We start from the raw sequence: 15,638 nt of genomic DNA on the forward strand, positions 1-15,638 counted from the left end.
TGAGAACGTGCAAACCCTCCACCTCGACCTCAAGCCAGTTGATGAGAATTACGTAGAGCTACGTTACTTTATTGATAATCCAAACAAGTATGAAAGGCGATCGCTTCCTCTATCAGAAATCGCCGACTTGATTAAGTTGGCGGAACGAGATTATTATGTCTCGTTTTTCCCAGAGGATTATACGATAACTGGACGGCGGTTGTATAACTGGTTGGATGGGAGCGATCGCTGGTTGCAACCCTTGCTAGATAGGTATCGGCAGGAGGGGATTGTGTTAGCGATAACTTCGTTAAGCTCCGCTAACGCTGTAACAGAAAAACTCGCTCATCTGCCTTGGGAAGTGTTGCACGATGGCAATGGTTTTTTAGTGCAGCGTGTCCCGGCTATTGTCCCGGTGCGGTGGGTGTCGGATAGCACGGTAAAAAAATTGACCATTGAAGGGGAACCAGAAAACCAAGCGCTGCAAGTTTTGTTTATGGCGACTTCGCCGTTGAATGTCGAGCCTGTGCTGGATTTTGAGGGAGAGGAAGCACGGATTTTAGAGGCGACAAAGCGGCAACCTTTAGCGCTGACGGTGGAAGAAAGCGGCTGTTTGTCGGAGTTGGGTTATTTAGTTGATGGTTACGACAGGGATTATTTTGATGTTTTACACCTGACGGGTCATGCTACTTTACAAGATGGGCAACCCCGCTTTATTACAGAAACGGCAACAGGTGAAGCTTTCTATGCCAGTGCTGGGGATATTGCCCAAGAATTACAATTTCGATTGCCTAACCTCATTTTCCTCTCTGGTTGTCGCACTGGGCAAGCTGGTAATGGCGGTTCTGTGTCGTCAATGGCTGAAGAATTGCTGAAATCTGGTGCAAAAGCGGTTTTGGGTTGGGGTCAAAATGTTTTAGATGCTGATGCTACAGCCGCAGCTGCCGCATTATATGAGGAATTATCAGCCGGAAAGCAAATCATTGAGGCTGTTGCTTGTACTTATCAAGCATTAATTAAGAACAAAGCGCGGGATTGGCATTTATTGCGGCTTTATGCAGCAGGCAATTTACCGAGTTCATTAGTTACGCCTTTGCGGACTCGTGGACGGAAACCAGCGCCACTGCATTCTGTTTCTACCCAGTTTTTAGATCCTGCGGGTAAGGTAAAAGTCCCAACGCGAGAGAGTTTTGTTGGTCGTCGTCGTCAATTGCAAAATTGTTTGCGGGTGCTGAGTCAATCAACCGATGAAGTTGGGGTGTTGATTCATGGCATGGGCGGTTTGGGTAAAAGTAGTTTAGCAGCTAGGCTTTGTGACAGACTGCCCAATTTTGAGCGTGTTGTCTGGGTGGGGCGAATCGATGAAGCTAGTTTGGTGAATCGCTTAACAGAAAAGTTGGATGACAACGAACAACGCAAAAGCTTACAAAATTACGATGAAGAATTGAGATTTCGGTTGCGGCGAGTTTTTCAGCAGTTGCATGAAGAAGCGAAGCCGTTTTTGTTGGTGCTGGATGACTTTGAAGTGAATTTAGAACCTCGCGATCAGAATTATGTCTTGCAATCAGAAGCAGCAGAGGTAATGAAAGCTTTAGTTTGGGCAATTAGAGAAAATTCCACTTCCCACCGCATCATTATTACCTGCCGTTACGATTTTGAATTTACCCAGTTGCAGCATTTCTATAAACAGCCGTTGGAGGGGATGCGAGGCGCAGATTTGCGAAAAAAGTGTAATCTCCTCACAGCCTTTAGTGTTAAATCTCAGGTGGATGAGGCGTTAAAATCCCAGGCGCAGAAGTTAGCAGATGGTAATCCCCGCTTGCTGGAATGGTTGGATAAGATTCTGCAAAATAAAACTGTTGATGTGGCAACAATTTTGAATCGGTTAGCAGCAGATCCGGTGGAGTTGCGAGAGCTAGTTTTGGCAGAGACGTTGCTGGAACAGATGGATACAACCATGCGGGAGATGTTGTCACGGGGTTTGGTGTTTGAGTTGCCAGTACCGAGGGAAGCTTTAGCCGCAGTTTGTGATAGCATCGCCAATTTGGAACATTATATTAGTCGAGCAGTGGCGTTGGGACTGTTGGAAGTAAGCCATGATGAGGCGTTACGAGTGCCGCGCATTTTGCCAGTGCAGTTACCGGAAGATGGGGAAGTTTTGCATAAGCAAGCGGCTGAGGTGTTGTATCGCCTTTGGTGGGAAGAAGTAGATAGGGCAGAATTGCGTTGGATTGCAAAAATTCCAATGATATTTGATTATCCTTTCGACTGGGCAAAAGTTCCACAAAGTACAAGAGATGAAAGAGTTTTAGAAATTCATCGGTTAGCTTTGCAAGGACACGAAGAAATGATCGGGGTAAAAACCGGCTTGGCTATAGCAAAGCTAGGGAATTATCGTAACCAATGGCAAAAAGTGGTCAAAACTTGTGAAGATACTTTAAGAATTACTGAAGATTATCGTCTATTTAATAATTTAACTATAGCAGAGCAACGCCTTGGTAATGTTGATAAAGCACTTGAAAGCTGTCATAAAGCCCTAGAATTATGCCCACCAGAAGATGAAGAAGAAAAAGCTTCAATACTTAGTAATTTAGCAAGTATAAAAGCTATGCAGCACAACTTTGATGAAGCAATTTACCTTTATAAAAAAGTATTAGAATTTAATATAAACAGAGATGATATTGGAGAGATAGCAACTCAATTAAATAATATTGGTACTATCAAATTCAATCAAGGAAAACTTGATGAAGCACTCGACCTATATCAACAGACTCTTAGACTTGATAACCCTATTATGACTCCTGACTTCAAGTCAACAGTCCTGAACAATATCGCAAATATATATAGCCAACAAGGGCTACTGGATAAAGCACTCGTTTTTCTGGAGCAATCTTTAAAACTCAGCCAGAGTATTGGTAATACTGATGTACAAGCCTCAGCCTTACATGCAATGGGGCGTATCTATGATATGCAGGGTAAATTTGAAGAGGCAATTATCATTCTTTATGAATCTCTTAAACTCAAACAATGTAATGGTGACATTGAGGGCAAAGCAGCGACTTTATCGACGTTAGGTCAAATTTTGGCAGAAGAGCAAGAAGACTTTACAAATGGTTTGGCATATTTGGAAGAATCATTTGAGATTTACAAAAAACTTAAATCTCCCAATAAAGTACAAGAGATTAGAAGGATTATTACTTCAGTTCAGCAACAGCAAGCCATAGCCTTACACAATAGAGCATTAACTAAAATTCAGCAGGGGTATTTTGATGAAGCTATCATACTCTTTAGACAATCACTTACACTTACAGAATGTATTGATGATATGTATAACAACGCAAATACATTGGGAATGTTAGGGCAGCTATTGGCAGATGCAAAAAGAGACTTTCCCACAGGTCTGGATTATTTGCACAAATCCCTGGATATATTGCAGCGTCTCGAATCACCCAATGCCAAAATAACAACTCAAATCATCTTTAGAATACAGCGTAAACAGGCATTATCCTTGTACAAGAGAGCAAAAATAGAATTGGAACAAGAGCAACCTGAAAAAGCGATCACTCTGCTTCAAAAATCTCTTGCCATCACAAAACAAATCAGTGATTTCCAAGGTCAGGCAATAACGTTATGGTGCTTAGGACACATAGCAGAACAACAAGGGAATTACAATGAAGCACTAGATTATTTGCAGCCAGCTTTTGAGATATTGCAGCGTATCCAATCTCCTGATGCTGAGGAAGTTCGGCAATTGGTAGTGAGAGTGCAAGGTTTAATTCGTAATTCGTAGTTCGTAATTAAGAAATTTAGAATTTAATTCGGCTTTTTAAGTTGGCATCTGTGGTCTATTTTGAAGAATTTCTGTAAGCGATCGCCCCTTTTGCGTTCAGCTGACTCATCCACGAGTCTTTGATACTCATCCACGAGTCTTTGATACTCGTCGGCGAGTCTTTGATACTCGCGGTAGAGTCTTTGATACTCGCGGGAGAGTCTTTAATACTCGTTGGCGAGTCTTTAATACTCGTGCGGGAGCCTTTGATACTCGTTCAGCAGTTTTTTAGACTTGTGGCTTAATTGTCGGAGATTGCGATCGCCATAATTCACCCCAAAGCACATTATATTCTCTGTTAAAGGCTCATCTAAATGAGCCTTTAACAGAGAAAAGAGATATTAGCCTAAATCGAAAAGCAAGATTTCGCCGCCGATGTTGGTGCTAATTTCTAGCTGTTCTTCACCATTGATTTGCACACCATCGCCGGCTCTGAGTTCTTCTCCATTTAAATCGACTATACCTTGGGCTATTTGTAACCAGGCATAGCGATCGCTTTTGACTTGATAATTGACAACATCGCCTGACTCTAAAACAGATGTGTATAACTCAACATCTTGGTGAATTGTCACAGCACCATCGCGCCCATCTTTAGAGGCAATTAAGCGGAGTTTACCGCGCTTTTCTTCGAGAGGAAAAGCTTTTTGTTCATATCTTGGCGTTATTCCTTCTCGATCGGGAAGAATCCAGATTTGCAGTAAGTGCAGTGGTTCAGTTGGTGAAGGATTAAATTCGCTGTGGCTGATTCCAGTTCCAGCGCTCATAATTTGGGCATCACCGGGGCGAATTACCGAACCAGTACCCAAGCTGTCTTTATGCTCTACAGCACCTTCTAAGACATAAGTGAGGATTTCCATATCACGATGGCTGTGGGTAGGGAATCCCGCACCAGGGGCGATGCGATCGTCATTAATCACGCGCAGAGAGCGAAATCCCATACGGTTGGGATCGTAAAAACTACCGAAAGAAAATGTGTGATAGCTATCGAGCCAGCCCATTTTCGCGTGACCACGGGCATTGCGATCGTGAATTAAGTGGGTAATTGTATTTTGAGACATAAATTTACCTCTTTGTTAATGAGTATTTAGTTAGGAACGACTCAATTTTGAATTTTAGATTTTAGACTTTCCTGCGGAACGCTACGCGTTAGCGAAGCTTTCGCTTTAGCGATACGCTCACTGAACGATTTTAGATTGCAGGAAAAATCTAAAGTTGGGATTTGAAATCAAAATGGAATTAGCATACTTTTTCACTCACCTAATAACTTCTTAAAGTTTAAGTATTAATTTTAATGGCTCGCTTGTTGAAGATATTGGTGAATTTCCTGACTTCGTTTTGAACTATTTCAATAGTAAGGTATATACATATAAATGAAAAGTACGCACTTAAAAGTGACGTACTTACCAAAAAGATACTATTAGATTTAAGAAAGACTACTTTTCTCAGAAGTGCTTATTTTACAGCAGCAGGAATCTTTTGAGTTTTAGTAGTACCAGCGTTACCATTCTCTTCTTTGATTTCTGCTATTTGTAGATGAGCTTCTAAGAACCAGAGTCGTTTGTCAATAGTACGAGAAATTTCGGTGTAAAGATCGGCGGTATCGAGGTCGTTTAATTCATCAGTCTTTGCGATCGCTTCTCTAATATGTTTCGCATAGAGTGCAAAGCGATCTGCTAAGGCTGTCACATGATCTTTACCATCCAAAATATCTAAGGGATATTCTGGCAAAATTGAATTACTAGCTGCGGCGCGGGCTGTTCCGAAAGCGTATCCGCCTAAAGCTGTGACGCGTTCAGCTACTAAATCGATGTATCCTTCCAATTCCCCAGCAAGTTCATCAAATAATAGATGTAGCTGATAGAAGTCAGTTCCTTTAACATTCCAATGCGCTTGCTTTGCTTGGGTTTTTAAATCCGAAGTAGCTGCTAAGGTTTGGTTGAGAAGTACCACGATTTGAACTCTCGCTTTGGCGGGAATGTCAATGCGGGTAGGGTACAAACGTGATGTAATGCTGTTGTCGCTCATGGGTCTACGTTGTTAATGCCTTTTAAATCTAACTTTACAGATATTGGCTGGTTGTGCGAAACTCTCTGACGATGGATTGTATTAATGCCTGAATGTGTTACTGTTTAAGGCTTTATACCATTTGAAATTTTAGATTTTGGATTGAGACTTTTTTCTGTGAAAAGTGAAGTTAAAAATGATATTTAGATGTGATGGTTTTCTATGGTATTAAATGTACCACCGAAAAGGCGATCGCGAATTACATCATTCTGCAAAAAGTCATGGGGAAAACCCAGTTCAATTTTGCTAACTTCATCTAAGCGTTGCAGATGTTCGGGCGAAAGGCTGACATCTAAAGAAGCTAAGTTATCTTGAAACTGTGTTAATTTACGTGCCCCAATTATGGGAATAATCACACCACTTTGAGCTAGTAACCAAGCTAATGCTACCTGTGAGGGTGTGTGGCCAATTTCTGCTGCAACTTCACTAACAACTTGAGCGATCGCTAAATTCCGTTCTGAAATACTTCCTAAGCCTGGATTTGTTAATCGTCCTTGTTCATCGCCTGCTTGAGGAGGCTGATTATACTTACCTGTTAGCACACCGCCACCCAAGGGCGACCAAGGCGTTACCGCCAAATCAAAAGCTTTAGCCATCGGTAGCAAATCACGTTCTGGTGTTCGCTGAATTAAACTATACTCAATTTGAAGCGCGACAAACTGCGTCCATCCTTGAAACTGAGCAATAGTATTTGCTTGAGAAACGATCCAAGCTGGTGCGTCAGAAATGCCAATGTAAAGTACTTTACCTTGACGAACTACATCATCAAGCGATCGCAAGACTTCTTCAATAGGTGTTGTAAAATCCCAAGCGTGTAACCAAAATAAATCAATGTAATCGGTGTTCAGCCGTTTCAGGCTACCTTCCAAAGACTGAATTAAATTCTTGCGATGGTTTCCACTGGCGTTAGGGTCGCCCTTTTTGTCATTCATCTGCAAGGGAAAGGAATATTTTGTCGCAACTACAAAGCGTTCTCGTTCTTTTGCGATCAACTCACCGACAATTTTTTCACTACTACCATCGGTATAACCGTTGGCGGTGTCAATGAAATTTCCCCCTGCTTCTGTATATGTATCAAAGATTTTACGACTTTCGTCAACAGATGCACCCCAACCCCAATCTTCACCAAAGGTCATGGTTCCCAAGGAGAGTTCAGAGACTCTTAATCCGCTTTTGCCTAAGAGTTTGTATCTCATGAATATTTTCTCTTTAACGAAAAAACAACGCGAATACCATTCCAAAGGCATCATAACAAAGGTTGTCATTTGTCCTTTGTCATTGGTCATTAGTAAGGGCTTTAAGCCTCTTTACGTTTTGTAATATACTTGGGTTTTTTCGCGCTAACTTAACTTTAGCGAAGCAAAAGCGATCGCTTACATTGTGAATGCATTAGCCCGCTTTGTGAATGCATTAGCCCGCTTTGTAAATGCACTAGTCCGCTTTGTGAATGCGATCGCCTGCATTGTGAATGCACTAGCCCGCTTTGTAAATGCGATCGCTTGCATTGTGAATGCATTAGCCTGCTTTGTTAATGCGCTATTAGAGGTTGTTTGAAAAGTTTTAGGCGAATAGGGCGAATAGAATGATGCCTCCGGCACGCCAAGGGCGAACGCTACTACACAAACTAAGTCCATCTCCGTGGACTAAGAGAAAATCAATGGTTTTAACCCACGGAGGTGGGTTTTGACTGTGTAGCCGTGACTTCCAATCGCCTGGTGAGTAATAAATTAGACTTTTTAAACAACCTCTTACTGAGGCAAGAGCGATCGCTACAGTTTTCTACGCTAAAATAATTATTTTTATGAACTACTATGTAATCTACGACGGAAATTGTAATCTCTGCGTTACTTTAGTGCAATTGCTAGAAACCTTAGACAAGGGAAAGTTATTTCGCTATGCTCCGATGCAAGATGAGCAGACACTTTTACAGTGGGGAATTACAGCCCAAGATTGTGAACAGGGGATGATTTTAATTGATGGCAATGAACCTCAGAGACGTTGGCAAGGTAGTAACGCAGCTGAAGAAATTGGGCGATTATTGCCAGTAGGAAGTGTATTTGTAGACGCTTATCGAGCCTTACCGGGGATGAAATGGGCAGGCGATCGCTTTTACGAACAAATTCGCGATAACCGCTACACCATATTTGGTAAGCGTTCTAATACTTATGAGTCGTCTTATTGTGTAGATGGTAGCTGCAAACCAATTTAAACCGCGACAAGCAAAAGACGCGATCCATCGCGTCTTTGCAATCTAAAATTTTTATCAAGAAACCTTAACCGAACAGTATTGCGCTGCCTCTTTCACAACTAAATTTATCATTAGACAGAATTTGTCCTGTAAAAAATCCGCCTCCAGGTGCTAGCAAAAAGTCTGGTAGACGAACCATTATGCTATCTGGCGTGTTTGTAAACATTGTGCAATCAATGTTGTGATCGCCTCCGGTGGGCGGGTACGCCATCGCACGACAATTCGGCACAACATACTGACGGGAGGGATACTGCGTGAGAATTGGTGCTAACTACTTGGGTAATGGAGAATGTGAATTTACAGTTTGGTCGCCGCTATTAGATAGCGTCACTGTAAAAACTTTGACACCACAGGAGCAGGTTATTCCCCTCAAGCCTCAGTCTGAGGGATATTGGCACGCGAAAGTAAATGATGTGTATCCAGGCACGCTTTATCGGTATGTCTTGAATGGCCAAGACGCTTTTGCCGATCCCGCGTCGCAGTATCAACCTGAAGGAGTGCATGGCCCGTCTCAAATTGTCGATCATCAGTTTGAGTGGACTGATGAAGGGTGGACTGGTATCCCTGTGGAGTCGATGATTTTTTACGAACTCCATGTTGGTACTTTCACACCTGAAGGAACTTTCACCGCCATCATTTCTCGTCTACCGGAACTTAGGGAACTGGGAATTAATGCGATAGAAATCATGCCCATTTCCCAGTTTCCGGGAGACACCCATATAGAAGCGTCTCTGGCATACCGCAACTGGGGCTATGATGGCGTTTACCCTTTTGCCGTCCAAAATTCCTACGGTAGCCCAGCCGAACTGAAGCAACTGGTAAATGCTTGCCACCAACACAATATCGCTGTGGTGTTGGATGTGGTGTATAACCACTTTGGGCCAGAAGGCAACTATATGAGTCAGTTCGCCCCCTACTTTACTAAAACCTATAAAACGCCGTGGGGCGATGCGATGAATTTCGATGATGCCCATAGTCAGGGTGTGCGAAATTATTTTGTCGAAAATGCGCTTTACTGGTTGCGCGAGTTCCACATTGATGCGTTGCGGCTTGATGCTATTCAAGCAATTTACGATTTAGGAGCAAAGCATTTTCTTTGGGAACTGGCGGAAGCAGTTCATCATTTTTCACAACAAGGGCAAAAATGGAAACGCCATTTAATTGCTGAAAGTGACTTGAATAATCCGCAAATCATTCGTCCAGCAGAATTAGGTGGATATGGTCTTGATGCCCAATGGAGTGATGATTTTCACCATTCATTGCACGCACTCTTGACAGGCGATCGCCAAGGATATTATCAAGATTTTGGGCAAACAGCTCAGTTGGCAAAAGCTTATGAACATACTTTTGTCTACGATTGGAAGTATGCACCACACCGCAAGCGATTTCATGGCATATCTTGCCGCGATCGCAATTTATCACAGTTTGCAGTCTGCATTCAGAATCACGATCAAATCGGCAATCAAATGAAAGGAGAACGCCTCACTCAGAGGATCTCTTTTGAAGGATTGAAGTTAGCTGCTGGCGCTGTGCTGCTTTCACCCTACTTACCCCTGTTATTTATGGGTGAGGAGTATGGAGAAACTGCACCCTTCATTTATTTTGTCAGTCACTCCGATCCCGATTTAATTCAAGCAGTTCGAGCCGGACGCAAAGAAGAATTTGAAGCATTTCACTATGCAGACGATCCCCCAGATCCCGAATCGGCAGAAACTTTCCTAAAGTCTAAACTCAATTGGCAATTACGCCATGAAGGAAATCACAAAGTTCTGTGGGATTGGTATCGTCAGTTAATTAATTTACGCAAGACGCATCCAGCACTTTTAAATCAAGACCGCAATTTCATCGAAGCGACTAGCGATGAAGACAAGCAGTTAGTTATTGTGCGTCGTTGGTGTGAATCAAGTGAACTAATATTTGTGATGAATTTTAATTCGTCTCCAGTCACAATAACTCTGCCGTTTAAGCATAATGCTAATAAATTGTTAGACTCTGCTGATACCTCATGGTCTGGGCCTGGTTCTGAAACAGATGAACATCTGTCTATGGGAAAAGAAGTGAAATTGCAACCTACTAGTTTAGTACTGTATGAAAAAGGATGAGGGGGAGAGTTAGAACTTCAAGTTTCAGCCTCATAACCTCAACGTTCGAGCAAAAAGGTTCAACGTTCAAGTAAAAAGGTTCAACGTTCAAGTAAAAAGACTCAACGTCCGAGTAAAAAGACTCAACGTCCGAGTAAAAAGGTTCAACGTCCGAGTAAAAAGACTCAACGTCCGAGTAAAAAGGCTCAACATTCGAGCTAAAAGGTTCAAATTCCCCCACCTGTCAATAGGTTTCAGATAAGATCCCCCCGCCTGCGGCGACCCCCTTAAAAAGGGGGTAAAGATCAGGAAAAGCTCCCCTTTTTAAGGGGGGTTGGGGGGATCTTCCAAAGACAAACACGTTAACCGAACCGTATCGCCCCATCTCTTATCACAACAAACTCATGCGAATTCCTACCGCAACTTATCGAATTCAGTTTACACCCCAGTTTGGCTTTGACAATGCTAAAGCGATCGCGGCTTATCTAGCAGATTTGGGTATTTCTGATTTATATGCTTCCCCCATTTTCAAGGCACGATCTGGGAGTACCCACGGTTACGATATAGTAGATGCCACTCAACTTAACCCAGAACTGGGAACTAATGAATCTTTTGATGAATTAGTTAGCGAAGTCCAATCCCTTGGTATGGGTTGGTTACAAGATATAGTGCCCAACCACATGGCCTATAGCAGCGAAAACGATTATTTGATGGACATACTGGAACACGGCCCAGATTCCAGCTATACTGACTACTTCGATCTTTCTTGGAATGCTCCCTTTGGCGATCGCCAAGAGCGAATTCTTGCTCCTTTGCTGGGAGATTTCTACGGTGCATCCCTAGAAAACGGACACATTCAACTACAATACGAACAAAACGGTTTAACCGTAAATTATTACAGCTTAAAACTGCCGCTACGATTAGAGTCTTATACAAAATTTATTACCCATAATCTGGGCAAACTCACACGCACACTCGGACGCAATCACCCCGATTTTATTAAACTATTGGGTATTTTGTATATTCTCAAAAGTGTGCCTTCAGAAGTTGCTGGAAAACAGCGACAAGACCAAATTGCATTTATTAAAGGATTAGTTTGGGAACTTTACACCACAAATGATGCTATCCGCGAGTTCATTGACGAAAATATCCAAACTTTCAACGGAGAACCAGGTAATTCAGAGAGCTTTAACTTGTTAGATGAATTACTCAACGATCAATTTTACCGTCTCGCTTTCTGGAAAGTTGGGGCGGAAGAAATGAACTATCGCCGTTTCTTTACTGTCAACGAACTGATTTCCGTTAAAGTTGAAGAAGTGCGGGTTTTTAATAATACCCATAGCCTCATTCAAAAGCTGGTTGAGGAGGGCAAATTTACAGGCTTACGCATCGATCATATTGATGGACTCTATAACCCAATCCAGTATCTACAAAGGCTCCGAGAAAAGACGGGAGATGTTTATATTACGGTCGAGAAGATTTTAGAAATAACCGAAGACCTGCCGGAAAACTGGGAAATTGAAGGTACATCGGGATATGACTTTCTTAATTATGTAAATGGGGTATTTTGTCAAACAGAAAATGAATCATCCTTCGATAAAATTTATCAAAACTTTATTGGTTCCAGAGTAGATTATTCATCGGTAGTGAAGGATAAAAAGCACCTGATACTAGAAAAGAATTTAGCGGGTGATATTGACAATTTGGCTCTTTTGTTAAAGAACATTTCCAGCAAATACCGCTATGGCAATGACTTTACCCTGAATGGCTTGAAAAGAGCGATCGCAGAAGTTTTAACTCTGTTCCCGATTTACCGCACCTATATTACACCAGATGGGATTGGGGATAGCGATCGCGCTACTATTCAAGAAGTAATTCGCCAAGCCAAAGAACAAACGCCCTTGTTGCAGCATGAACTGACCTTTATTGAAAAGTTAATGGTGCTAGATTTTGATAATTCTCTGACTCAAACAGAACGCGAACAGTGGATATATTTTGTCTTGCGGATGCAGCAATATAGCGGCCCGCTAATGGCCAAAGGTGTAGAAGACACCACATTATATGTTTACAATCGGTTGCTATCGTTAAATGAAGTCGGGGGAAATCCCGGTCACTTTGGTATCGATTTAGCCAAATTTCATGCCTTTAATAAACAGCACCAAGCAACCTGGCCTCACACAATGAACACCACAGCTACCCACGACACCAAACGCGGCGAAGATGTGAGGGCTAGATTGAATGTATTGTCAGAAATCCCTAATGAATGGGATCAGCAGGTAAATACCTGGAGTGCTATTAATCGAGGAAGTCGCAGTCATCGCCACGGGTTTGCTATGCCCGATCGCAACGATGAGTATTTTCTCTATCAAACCCTAGTAGGGGCGTTTCCCTTTGCAGAACAGGAACACGCATCCTTCGTGGAACGGGTGAAGGATTATATAATTAAGGCAATTCGAGAAGCGAAAGTGCATACAGCATGGTTGCGACCTGATAGCGAGTATGAAGAAGCCTGTACTTCCTTCATTGAAAAGGTACTAGACCCTTCTATCTCCAAAGAATTTCTAGAAGCCTTTCGTCCCTTTCAGCAGCGAATTGCAGAGTATGGTATCTTCAATTCCCTTTCTCAAACTCTGCTGAAGATTACCGCACCCGGCGTACCCGATTTATACCAAGGAACAGAACTTTGGGAACTCAGCCTAGTCGATCCAGACAATCGCCGTCCCGTAGATTTTGAACAGCGACGTACCTACTTAAACGACATCCGCGAACAAGCCAAAACAGATATTCTCGGACTAATTCAGGAGTTGCTAAACGATAAAACAGATGGCAAAATCAAACTGTTTTTAACGGCTCAATTACTCAAAGCCAGAACAAACTATGTCTCCTTATTCCAGGATGGCGACTATCTGCCCTTAGAAGTTCAGGGAACTTACGCCAATCACATAATCGCCTTTGCACGGCAAGAAGGGAATCAAACAGCGATCGCGATCGCGCCTCGCTTTTTAACCAGCCTCATCCAGCCTGGAGACAACCCCTTGGGTGAGTCAGTTTGGCAAGATACTCACCTACAATTACCCTCTGGAACTTCCCCCACCTGGACAAACGTTTTAACTGAACAACCTTTACAGGCTACAGAAACCCTATCTATCGGATCTGCCCTTGCCCATTTTCCAGTTGCTCTGTTAGTTAGTAGTGCAGAATGAATCTGTTTTACGTCTGACAATTTAGCAGTCCACGAAAAACCTAACCCCCAACTCGTCGCGGGAAGGGGGAAAATTTAAAGTCTTTCTCCTTCTAGGCTACGGTGTACATACAAGTCCTATTACCCCCCTCAATCCCCCCTTATAAAGGGGGGAAGCCGGAAATCTAGTTCCCTCCCCCCTTATAAAGGGGTTAGGGTGGGGTAAAACCTTGGTTAATCAGCTATTTCAGGCTTGTGTGTACACGGTAGCCTTCTAGGAGAGACGTTTTCCAGATACCGTAAAAACTCCGCGTCCCTCTGCGTTAAAAAAATTCCTCCAAAACTCCTCAACACCCCGCCAAATTAAATTATGACCACTCCCCCACAACTTAGTACCACGCAGATAAACAAAGTGCGCTTCCATATCAAAAAAACGTGGAAAACCTTAACGCGATCGCACGAACACCTATTACAATCTGCCAAAGATACCAAACTAGACCACAAAACCGACACTCCCTGGATTGTCTACATTTCCCCCTTAGAAGATTATCCCAACATTCAGCGTGTGTTAGAGCGATCGCTATATCCCAAAGATATGCAACAGCTACAAATTCGCACTTTGCCGTCAGAAGTGGAAGCGATTAAAGAGCATGGCTTACTATACCTACCAGGCCCTTATGTCGTACCAGGTGGTCGATTTAACGAAATGTATGGCTGGGACAGCTACTTTATATTACTGGGACTTTTGCACGATGAAGAATGGGATCTAGCGCAAAGCCAGGTAGACCAATTATTGTACCAGGTAAAGCATTACGGTACTATCCTCAATGCTAACCGAACTTATATGCTGTCGCGATCGCAACCTCCAGTCCTCAGCATGATGGTTTTAGCACTATTCCAGCACACCCAGGATGAAGAGTGGTTGAGGACAACCGTACCACTGCTAGAACAATTTTACTATTACTGGGTAGTACCGCCCCATTTGAATCCCGGAACCGGCTTATCCAGATTTTATGCCTTTGGCGAAGGCCCCGCGCCAGAAGTAGTGTTCTCTGAGCGAGATGAGGAGGGAAAAAGCCACTACGATCGCGTCAAGGAATATTACCAAACCTTTGACGTTGAAGATTACGACGTTAATCTTTACTACGATCGGGAAAATGACAAACTGACCCACCTATTTTACAAGGGCGATCGCACCATGCGCGAGTCCGGTTTTGATATCACCAACCGATTTGGCCCCTTCAGCGCTGATATCCTCCACTACGCTCCTGTGTGCCTCAACAGTTTGCTGTATCAGGTAGAACAAGACTTGGCGCAAATTAACGCTGTTTTGGGGAACGAACAACTAGAAAAACAATGGCGCGATCGCGGCGAATATCGGCGTGATCGGATCGATCAATTTCTCTGGAATGAAGAACGAGGACTCTATTGCGACTATCACTTCCAGAGTGGAAAACGCCGTTGCTACGAATTTGCAACCACATTCTATCCCCTATGGCTGGGAATTTCTTCTCAAGCCCAAGCCCAGCGTGTCGTGGAAAATCTCTCTTTGTTTGAAGCCCCAGGCGGAATTCTTACCAGTACTCATATCACCGGGAACCAGTGGGATGCTCCCTTCGGTTGGGCACCATTGACATTCATTGCTGTCCAGGGACTTCACCGTTACGGGTTTCATACAGAAGGCGATCGCATTGCTAACAAATTCCTGGCTATGGTAATTAAAGAATTCGAGCGTCACAACACCTTAGTTGAGAAATATGATGTTGAACGCTGTTCTGCCAACGTTTCTGACGAAATTTCCTTTGGATATAGTTCTAACGAAGTTGGCTTCGGCTGGACAAATGGAGTCATCCTGGAACTTTTAGCAGGCGGTGGGAAAAAAGTTTAAATAAAAAGGCGTGAGTTTTTTCCTCACGCTTTTATCTGTATTTATTTAAAATGGTAAAACCTGTTAGCCAAAAAGCCACATTAATTCAACTAGATCAAGATATTAGAGATATAAAACACCGATAATAAGTAGTGCGGGCATCTTGCCCGCTCCTATCAGCAGAGATTTTTATATTCAGCACCTAATTATTATCATCTTTACGCTTATCGTAAGGTTCACCTGTAAAAGGTTGTACGCCTGTAGCAGGATAAGCGTCATCATTCGGCCCAAAAATCCGCATTGCAGCTTCAGAAATATACTTGGTTATGTTTGCAATGATGTTGGAAATAGCCATGATATTTGACTCCTTATTTTCGATCGAGTCGCTA

At 42.9% G+C, this 15,638-nt stretch carries 11 protein-coding genes; 6 read left to right on the forward strand and 5 right to left on the reverse strand.

Translation table 11 applies throughout. From position 1 onward, the window contains the following. Positions 1-7: 7 nt before the first annotated feature. Positions 8-3,769, forward strand: coding sequence for a tetratricopeptide repeat protein (locus tag G1O98_RS13505; protein WP_163929279.1), 3,762 nt, complete (start codon positions 8-10; stop codon positions 3,767-3,769). Between the two features lie 380 nt (positions 3,770-4,149). Here G1O98_RS13505 and G1O98_RS13510 read toward each other — a convergent pair whose 3' ends face one another. From G1O98_RS13510 to G1O98_RS13520, 3 genes are all read right to left on the reverse strand, one after another. Continuing rightward, positions 4,150-4,866: a pirin family protein gene (locus tag G1O98_RS13510; RefSeq protein ID WP_163929280.1), complete on the reverse strand. Its 717-nt coding sequence runs from the start codon at positions 4,864-4,866 to the stop codon at positions 4,150-4,152. Positions 4,867-5,260: 394 nt separating this feature from the next. Then, a complete protein-coding gene (dps, locus tag G1O98_RS13515) occupies positions 5,261-5,833 on the reverse strand; it encodes a DNA starvation/stationary phase protection protein Dps (RefSeq protein WP_163929281.1) in 573 nt (190 codons plus the stop codon). A gap of 182 nt (positions 5,834-6,015) precedes the next feature. Continuing rightward, the gene (locus G1O98_RS13520; protein WP_163929296.1) at positions 6,016-7,068 is read right to left on the reverse strand and encodes an aldo/keto reductase; all 1,053 of its coding nucleotides are present in this window, start codon (positions 7,066-7,068) and stop codon (positions 6,016-6,018) included. Between the two features lie 184 nt (positions 7,069-7,252). Here G1O98_RS13520 and G1O98_RS13525 point away from each other — a divergent pair, with 184 nt between their 5' ends. Together G1O98_RS13525 and G1O98_RS13530 are read left to right on the forward strand one after the other, a co-directional pair. Beyond that, positions 7,253-7,426, forward strand: a complete 174-nt coding sequence (locus G1O98_RS13525) for a hypothetical protein (protein ID WP_163929282.1) — start codon at positions 7,253-7,255, stop codon at positions 7,424-7,426. A 247-nt stretch (positions 7,427-7,673) separates the two neighbouring features. After that, positions 7,674-8,081, forward strand: a complete 408-nt coding sequence (locus G1O98_RS13530) for a DCC1-like thiol-disulfide oxidoreductase family protein (protein WP_012411948.1) — start codon at positions 7,674-7,676, stop codon at positions 8,079-8,081. Between the two features lie 64 nt (positions 8,082-8,145). Here the strand turns inward: G1O98_RS13530 and G1O98_RS13535 are convergent, their stop codons facing one another. Beyond that, positions 8,146-8,349 (reverse strand): hypothetical protein, encoded by a 204-nt coding sequence (locus G1O98_RS13535; protein WP_163929283.1) that lies wholly within the window; start codon positions 8,347-8,349, stop codon positions 8,146-8,148. A gap of 25 nt (positions 8,350-8,374) precedes the next feature. On the opposite strand from G1O98_RS13535, the gene treZ reads away from it, so the two are divergent. From treZ to G1O98_RS13550, 3 genes are all read left to right on the forward strand, one after another. Continuing rightward, on the forward strand, positions 8,375-10,222 hold the full coding sequence (gene treZ / locus G1O98_RS13540; protein WP_163929284.1) for a malto-oligosyltrehalose trehalohydrolase: 1,848 nt from the start codon (positions 8,375-8,377) through the stop codon (positions 10,220-10,222). Between the two features lie 383 nt (positions 10,223-10,605). Then, positions 10,606-13,404, forward strand: a complete 2,799-nt coding sequence (gene treY / locus G1O98_RS13545) for a malto-oligosyltrehalose synthase (RefSeq protein WP_163929285.1) — start codon at positions 10,606-10,608, stop codon at positions 13,402-13,404. 348 nt (positions 13,405-13,752) lie between these two features. Beyond that, positions 13,753-15,270 (forward strand): trehalase family glycosidase, encoded by a 1,518-nt coding sequence (locus G1O98_RS13550; protein ID WP_163929286.1) that lies wholly within the window; start codon positions 13,753-13,755, stop codon positions 15,268-15,270. Between the two features lie 181 nt (positions 15,271-15,451). Here the strand turns inward: G1O98_RS13550 and G1O98_RS38750 are convergent, their stop codons facing one another. Then, positions 15,452-15,604, reverse strand: coding sequence for a hypothetical protein (locus G1O98_RS38750; RefSeq protein ID WP_167306193.1), 153 nt, complete (start codon positions 15,602-15,604; stop codon positions 15,452-15,454). Positions 15,605-15,638 lie beyond the last annotated feature (34 nt).

Source organism: Nostoc sp. UIC 10630, from assembly GCF_010747425.1.
GTDB lineage: Bacteria > Cyanobacteriota > Cyanobacteriia > Cyanobacteriales > Nostocaceae > Nostoc.